This window comes from uncultured Cyclobacterium sp., from assembly GCF_963976465.1.
Lineage (GTDB): Bacteria > Bacteroidota > Bacteroidia > Cytophagales > Cyclobacteriaceae > Cyclobacterium.
In genome coordinates this window covers 1-6,705 of record NZ_CAXBOC010000335.1, presented here as the reverse complement: position 1 = coordinate 6,705, position 6,705 = coordinate 1, and the positions used below count along the sequence as shown (strand labels likewise).

The 6,705-nt window shown below is 39.9% G+C and carries 6 protein-coding genes; 1 reads left to right on the top strand and 5 read right to left on the bottom strand.

What is annotated here, in order from left to right; translation table 11 throughout:
* Window positions 1-175: 175 nt before the first annotated feature.
* Window positions 176-1,051: an AraC family transcriptional regulator gene (locus tag AAC037_RS17120; RefSeq protein WP_339904267.1), complete on the top strand. Its 876-nt coding sequence runs from the start codon at window positions 176-178 to the stop codon at window positions 1,049-1,051.
* A gap of 308 nt (window positions 1,052-1,359) precedes the next feature.
* Here the strand turns inward: AAC037_RS17120 and AAC037_RS17115 are convergent, their stop codons facing one another.
* The 5 genes from AAC037_RS17115 to AAC037_RS17095 all read right to left on the bottom strand — a co-directional run.
* Window positions 1,360-2,547 (bottom strand): sialidase family protein, encoded by a 1,188-nt coding sequence (locus tag AAC037_RS17115; RefSeq protein WP_339904266.1) that lies wholly within the window; start codon window positions 2,545-2,547, stop codon window positions 1,360-1,362.
* A gap of 44 nt (window positions 2,548-2,591) precedes the next feature.
* Entirely contained in the window at window positions 2,592-3,602 is a 1,011-nt protein-coding gene (locus AAC037_RS17110; RefSeq protein WP_339904264.1) for a hypothetical protein, read from the bottom strand.
* A 21-nt stretch (window positions 3,603-3,623) separates the two neighbouring features.
* Window positions 3,624-4,562: a dihydrodipicolinate synthase family protein gene (locus tag AAC037_RS17105; protein WP_339904263.1), complete on the bottom strand. Its 939-nt coding sequence runs from the start codon at window positions 4,560-4,562 to the stop codon at window positions 3,624-3,626.
* Window positions 4,559-5,698: a sialidase family protein gene (locus tag AAC037_RS17100; RefSeq protein ID WP_339904261.1), complete on the bottom strand. Its 1,140-nt coding sequence runs from the start codon at window positions 5,696-5,698 to the stop codon at window positions 4,559-4,561. The genes AAC037_RS17105 and AAC037_RS17100 overlap by 4 nt, the downstream gene beginning before the upstream one ends.
* Before the next feature lie 12 nt (window positions 5,699-5,710).
* Window positions 5,711-6,705 (bottom strand): sulfatase-like hydrolase/transferase (locus tag AAC037_RS17095; protein WP_339904260.1); only part of this gene is annotated, 995 nt, incomplete at its 5' end.

The window sequence follows — 6,705 nt, the reverse complement described above, 5'->3', positions numbered from 1 at the left end:
CCCACATCAGCCTGGAAAATGCACAAACTATGGTGTATTACATCCTTTCTTTAGAACAAGGGGATTAAATTCCTACCCTTATATCTAAATTTATACAAGTATTTTACCTTTTGCCATTCTGTAGTTTTCTTTTGCATCTAAATTCGCTAAATTAATAGGGTTAACTGATTAGACTATGAAAACCATCGAAGTTAGGCTGCCCCAAGAATTTGATAAATCATTTATAGTATTTAAAGAAAAAGGGACTTATTTCCCTTGCCCTTGGCACTATCACCCGGAATATGAGTTGGTTTTGGTACTAAAAAGCACCGGCAAAAGAATGGTTGGAGATCATATCGGCAATTTTGAACCCGGTGATCTGGTCTGCATGGGCCCCTATTTACCACATGTATGGGTTAATGATCCAATTTTCACCAATGGAGAGGCAGATCAGGAAGCTGAGGCAATAGTCATTCAGTTTCAAGCGGATTTTTTAGGTGCGGATTTCTTACAAATTCCCGAAATGGAAAATATCCGAAATATTCTTGGCCTTGCCAGTAGAGGTATGGCATTTACCGGGAAGACTAAGGAGAAAATTACTGAATTAATGAAAGACATGATCCATATGAATGGTATTCAGCGGCTTTCAAGTCTATTGTCCATATTTGATATCCTATCACAAAATAAAGAATACCAACTTTTAGCAAGTCCCGGCTTCATTGAAAGTGAACCTGAAGGTTCTGATCGACTTACCAAAATAAAAAACCATATACTAAATAATTTTGATCAGGAAATTACACTTTCGGAAATAGCTGCCATGGCCAATATGGGGGTCACAACTTTCTGTAACTACTTTAAGGAGCAATACCGAATCACATTTATTGAATACCTAAATACCGTTAGGATAGGCCATGCCTGTAAACTATTAGCGAAGGAAGACATGAATATCGTCGAGGTTGCCTATGCCTGCGGATTCAATAACCTAGCCAATTTCAACAGGCAATTTAAAAAACTAAAGAAAATGACTCCCTCAGATTTTAGGAAAACAGTAAATATTCAGGAAGTCGCTTAGATGGTACGAAATATAAAACCAATAACCGGTTCCTGAGCGGAGTCGAAAGAAAAGGTATGACGCATACATCATCCTATGGCTTCGGCTCCGCTCAGCCGCCGGAATTACAGATTTATTTTTTTCAAGATTAACCTATTCATAAAATAAGGTAGAAGGGGTTCGCTCTTTCAGCAGATTCCCATACAGCATCTATTATTCAAGAGGTAAACCAATAACCGGTTCCTGAGCGGAGTCGAAGGAATAGGCTTGAGACGAATATCTCCCTATGGCTTCGGCTCCGCTCAGCCGCCGGAATAAATCTTATTCCCTTAATTTATCTTTAGGATAGATCCAGCAATATGCCTGTTCTTATTGTCAGTATTAAAATAATAAGTAACCAATACTTTATTATCTCCCATATTTACAGCCCATGGGTACCCAATATCTGTACTGCCACCATCTTCTCTAATAATAATTTCTTCTGCAGTGGCAAAATCAGTACATTCAGGATTTAAAATTCTAGCTCTGATACCGTAAGGCTTGTGCCGATAGCCATAGACTAAAAACACCCTGTCATCCGGCAATCTTAACGCTTGAAGGGGGTGCCCTTGAAAACCCATAGACTCCCATTTTTCAAAAGTTTTGCCTCCATCTTTGGATCTGGCAATTACAGCTTGATCATCGTATTTGGCCGTACGAATAAAAGCAACAATATCTCCTTTTGGTGTTTCGTATGCAGAAGCTTCGTTAAAAACTACATCATCATCCACGGCCACTGTACTTAGGTGTTCCCAAGTGTTGCCTTTATCATCTGAAACCAAGAGGTAGTTGGAGGTTTTTCTTTTCTCCTCAGAATCACTTGCTGCCACTACCCAATATATTCTTCCGCTTTTTCCTTCGTACATGGCACCTCTGTTATAGGCCGGAACTTTATTACCCATAGGGGCGTGGTTTACTTCAGGAGCGATGGAAGGAGGGTATATGGGGCCTTTCCAAGTTTCGCCTCCATCTACGGATTTAACAAGGTATCCTCCTAAAAATACTGTTCCGTATTTATTGGCAAAGTGTGGCTTTTTAATATTTTCCAACCCCTCTTTTTCCAAAAATGCCCATCCATAGCTGGCACATAAAAGGGTTCCATCCTTTAGTTGTAACAAGCATGGGTCTTGTGAACCACCAAAGGCATGTGAATAGATCAATTCTGGTTCTTCAGTCCAGTTTTCTCCATCTTTGGAAGTAACCCCTACCAAATAACTGTTTGGATCTACATGACTATTCCCGTCTTCTTTGAAAACCACCTTTCTGTCCGGGGCCCTTCTAAAAGCCACCAGGTATTCCCCATTGTTCTTTTTAACTACAGAAGGAAAAGTGGAATAATAGCTTTGATCCTGATAAATAATAAAATCTTTGATTTTAGTGGCTGGTGCCACTGCTTTGGTACTATCCGCCGGATCAAAAGCATGAACTGACAAGCTGTTTAAAATCAGTACAGCAATTATTAGCAATTGTTTTTTCATGAGTTTTATTAATTTGTTGTGTTATTTTATCTAGCCAAAAATTATTATTGGCTTAATTCTTTAAGCGAAATCTTAGTTAGGTAAACACTGGTCTTTTCTTCATGACTTGAATAATAAACAAACCACAGCTTATTCTTATAAATTACCATACCCGGATAACTTGTATCTCCACCACTTGGTAAGTCCATGCTTTTTTTGATATTTCCCTCAAGATCTGTCAAATGAATTACTGTTTTGGCACCAGTTTTTCGATAATCCCTAGTCCCCATAACAAGGGTATTTTTATCCAGAAAAAGAAAATTGGGCCCTCCTAGTTGCTTGGTTAATTTCTTGGTAGTCCAATCTTTATAAGGAGCGTCACTTTTAGCGAGTACCCCCATCTTATTTCCTGCCTCTCTTCTAACCAAAACATACATCTTTCCCTCCTTATCAAACCTTATAGTGGATTCATTGGGATTACCATCAATCGGTAATTGTGAAACATGTTTGAAGTTAATCCCATCGGTGGTTTTTAACAAGTGCACTTCCCATCCTTCCACTTTATTCTGGTATACTATCCCATATCCCACATCTTTATGCCATGTCAGGCTCCATATCCAATCAAGGGAAGGCTCCATATCCATGGTGGCTTTTTGTAGGGAAGAAAAATTCCCTCCTTTGGTATCAGAAAAAGAAACCATGGGATACAAAATTTTATACCCACCTTCATAAACACCAACGGCAGTCAACACCATAATACGCCCGCCCGGCTTAATTGACAATCGAGCCTCTCTAACGTCCCGGTCATCTTCTTCTAACAAGGTAACGCTTTGCCAATCTTCTCCATCTTTTGACCTTAAGATTCTGATGGACCCACTTTTATCTGGCATATGGTTATTCCCCTCCCTAAGGGCAATATAAAATGATCCTTTAAACCTGATCATATCAGGAAAGGCGTTGTGGGGCGCCTTGTCCCAAATTTTTTCTACTTCTAAAGAATCTTTCAACGATTCGTTAGAATAACCAGGGGTCAACTGAAGGAAAATAACTATTAAAAGTAAAAAGCTAGCTTTCATAATGGATAGTAGGTTATTTTTTTAATCTAATCCCTTGAAAAATTCAGGAACATATTTATTTAATTTTCTTCGTTTATTTATTATTCTTTCTGGATCAATACCTGTATAAGGCCACCTTAATCGAGTTCCAGTCATTGACCAATCCCCAATACCGGCTAAAAATTTATCTATGGCCACATCACAATATCCTTCTTCCAATATCAACGGCAATATTTCTCTCTCAAAAAACAACAAAAGCTGCTTTTCAATGAGCTGAGCTCGTTCAGGTTCTTCACCCATCATTCGGTACCACTTTATTACAGCCTTAGGATGCATACAGGCTATATTAGAGTAAGTCCCCTTCGCTCCTTGAGTGATGCCAGTAACCATGAAATGGCCTGGGATAAAATAAGAAAAGGGCTTGGGTAAGTTATTCATTTTTGAATACCATTCTTTATCCCCTCCCGCTGTTTTGCATCCGACTACAGGTAACCCTTCCATTAAAATATTTGCATAGTCCTCTGGAGGAAGCTTTTTTTTGGCATGTGGTGGATTGTAAATCACTAGTCCTATAGGGGCTGCAGTACTTGCTGTCTTTTCCAGGAATTTAAGCGTTTCCTTATTATTGGTTTTTATCCAATCCGGTAGAATAACCTGAAGGGCACATGGAGAAAGTGACTTCACCCTTTTTACCCTTTCAAGAGAAAGGAGCGGATTGAAATGTCCACAACCCAATTGAAAAGGGACACCAGCATTTTCTGCTTCCTGTGCTACTAATTCACTTAATTTATCAAATTCTGCTTCTGTTTGGTTAAAAAATTCTCCTGCCGACCCATTGGTATAAATTCCATTTAAGCCGGCATCAAGGGTGAATTTCAATGCATTTTCTAAAACCTCCCAATCGATGGACTGGTCTTTTAAAATGGGGAGCAATACAGTTCCCCAAACCCCATGTATTTCTTCTGCCGAAAAGGGTTTCATGGCTGATCAGGTTTTTTCCAAATTATTGTACCCATGTGGTACCTTTGATGCGATTCAGTACCGTCAGCATAAAAGGCTGTCAAAATGCTTCCATCTTCCAACTGCACACTTGATGGATAGCCGCAATCCCTGCTATTAAGGTCATCTACCAGTATATATTCCTCAGACCACGTATTACCTTTATCCTTGCTAAACTTAGCAGCCACACCAAATTGACCTTCTTTCCTATTTCCATAAGTGAGCAATAGGTCTCCGTTTGCTAAGGCTGTTATATGACCAGGATGCTGCTGTTCATCGGTCAATTGACGCTTCAATACCCAGGTTTTTCCATCGTCTTCACTCAAAAACAAATCCATAGCAGCTCCTGCTTTCCATCTTCTGGCAGCTGCTATCCAGTTTTTGGGACCCGTCTGAAAAAAGGCTGTTTCATTGTGTTCCCCAGAGAATAATGTACTCCCTTTTCCTTCACTTAAATGAGACACCCAGATCCAGGACTTTCCCTGATCATCACTCCTAAAAAAGGATACTTTATTGATGCTTTTATCTAGTGATTGCGCATAGGCAAGTACCCTTAAGCTTCCATCAGCCGCTTCTAAAACATCCCCAAAAGGAATAAATTGGGTCATTCCGTTTTCTGCTATTGGAAAACCATTTTTATAAATTTCCCATGTTTTTCCAGCATCCCCTGATAACGACACCCAGGCACGGAGCACGCCAACAAGCTCTTTGCTGCCTTCCGCAGATCCTGAATCTTTTAATTCCCACCCAGAAGCCACAACTACCAAATCACCTACTTGGTTTCTACCAGCGGCTACATTCATGCGGTTGGTACTTGCTTCATTTTGTGCAGCAACACCTGTTTTATTCCAAAATCTGCCTCCGTCCAATGTAGACCAGACCTCCACACTGCCTTCTCTCCTGGCATGACTGGGCTGGTTAAAGATACTTGCATGAATACTCCCCTCCCCAAGCTTTGTAAGGTTTGGCCATGCGCATACATTATCAATGGCAATGTAGCGATGAAGTATCTCCACCTTATGATTTTTGACCGTTTTAACTGAGGATTTCTGAGGGAAGAAACTCAGCCAAAAGGCCGGCAAAAGGAAAAAAAAGAAACTCGCCCAAAAGGTTTTCATAATAACTAACGGTTATTTGTTTAGGTAATCCAAGTAATCCCATTTAAATCCCTCTACCTTTCGGTAACTATGATCGGGGTAAAGGTTGTTTATTGAATCCATTTCAAAGGTGTATTTTCTTATTTTCTCTGCTGATAAAAACGGATCATTTGTATCCCTTCTCCAAGCTGAAAGTGCTTCCTTCATGTATACTAAAACTGTCTCTAATTCTGGTTTATCAGCTAAATTCTCAAATTCCCAGGGATCTTCCTGTAGATCATATAACTCCCATTCAGGAGGCTTTCTCCACCTTTCATATGCCTGACGAATCCTTTCGTCAGAAGCTGCAATTTCTTCAATCGTAGCACCGGACCCAAAATCAGGATCAGCATAGGCGGAAAAAGCAGGAAATTCCCCTCTGCCAACATCGATGTTTTGAATAAGTTTGTATCGCTCCCCCCTTATACTCCTTCTAGGGTAATAAAATACAGGTGAGGCACCTTCTCCATCTGCTCCCAGATATGTCCTCCAACTTGTCCCATCCCCATCCTTTGTAAATAAATCCATTAAGGACCTACCTGGAAAATTAAAATCACCTGAAATCCCAGCAAGATCTAAAACAGTCGGTAAGATATCAATTACAGAGATCAATTCATCCTTGCTTGAACCAGTTTCCTTAATCACTTCAGGATAGGAAATAATAAAGGGGATTTTCAAACCGCCTTCATAATTGGTAAGTTTCCCCCTGCTAAATTGGGCCCCATGATCGCTTAGGTAAATGATACAGGTATTGGACATATCACCTAGACTATCCAACAACATTCCGATAGATTCATCCAATCGATTCATGCAATTATAGTAGGCTTCTGTTTGATCCAGCAAGCGTTCATTATTAACTCCCACAAAGGGTAAGGTTTCAAGGATTTTATTTCTATCTACTTTTTTGGTTGGCAGCCCCTCGACTTCATTTTGAAATGGCAAATGGGCATCCGGGAAATTAACCATCAAAAAATAAGGCTTTTCTGATT

What these genes read in the sequence shown, in the direction of transcription:
- AAC037_RS17120 (WP_339904267.1), top strand. Translation starts at nt 176, where the DNA reads ATGAAAACCATCGAAGTTAGGCTGCCCCAAGAATTTGATAAATCATTT.
- AAC037_RS17115 (WP_339904266.1), bottom strand. Translation starts at nt 2,547, where the DNA reads ATGAAAAAACAATTGCTAATAATTGCTGTACTGATTTTAAACAGCTTG.
- AAC037_RS17110 (WP_339904264.1), bottom strand. Translation starts at nt 3,602, where the DNA reads ATGAAAGCTAGCTTTTTACTTTTAATAGTTATTTTCCTTCAGTTGACC.
- AAC037_RS17105 (WP_339904263.1), bottom strand. Translation starts at nt 4,562, where the DNA reads ATGAAACCCTTTTCGGCAGAAGAAATACATGGGGTTTGGGGAACTGTA.
- AAC037_RS17100 (WP_339904261.1), bottom strand. Translation starts at nt 5,698, where the DNA reads ATGAAAACCTTTTGGGCGAGTTTCTTTTTTTTCCTTTTGCCGGCCTTT.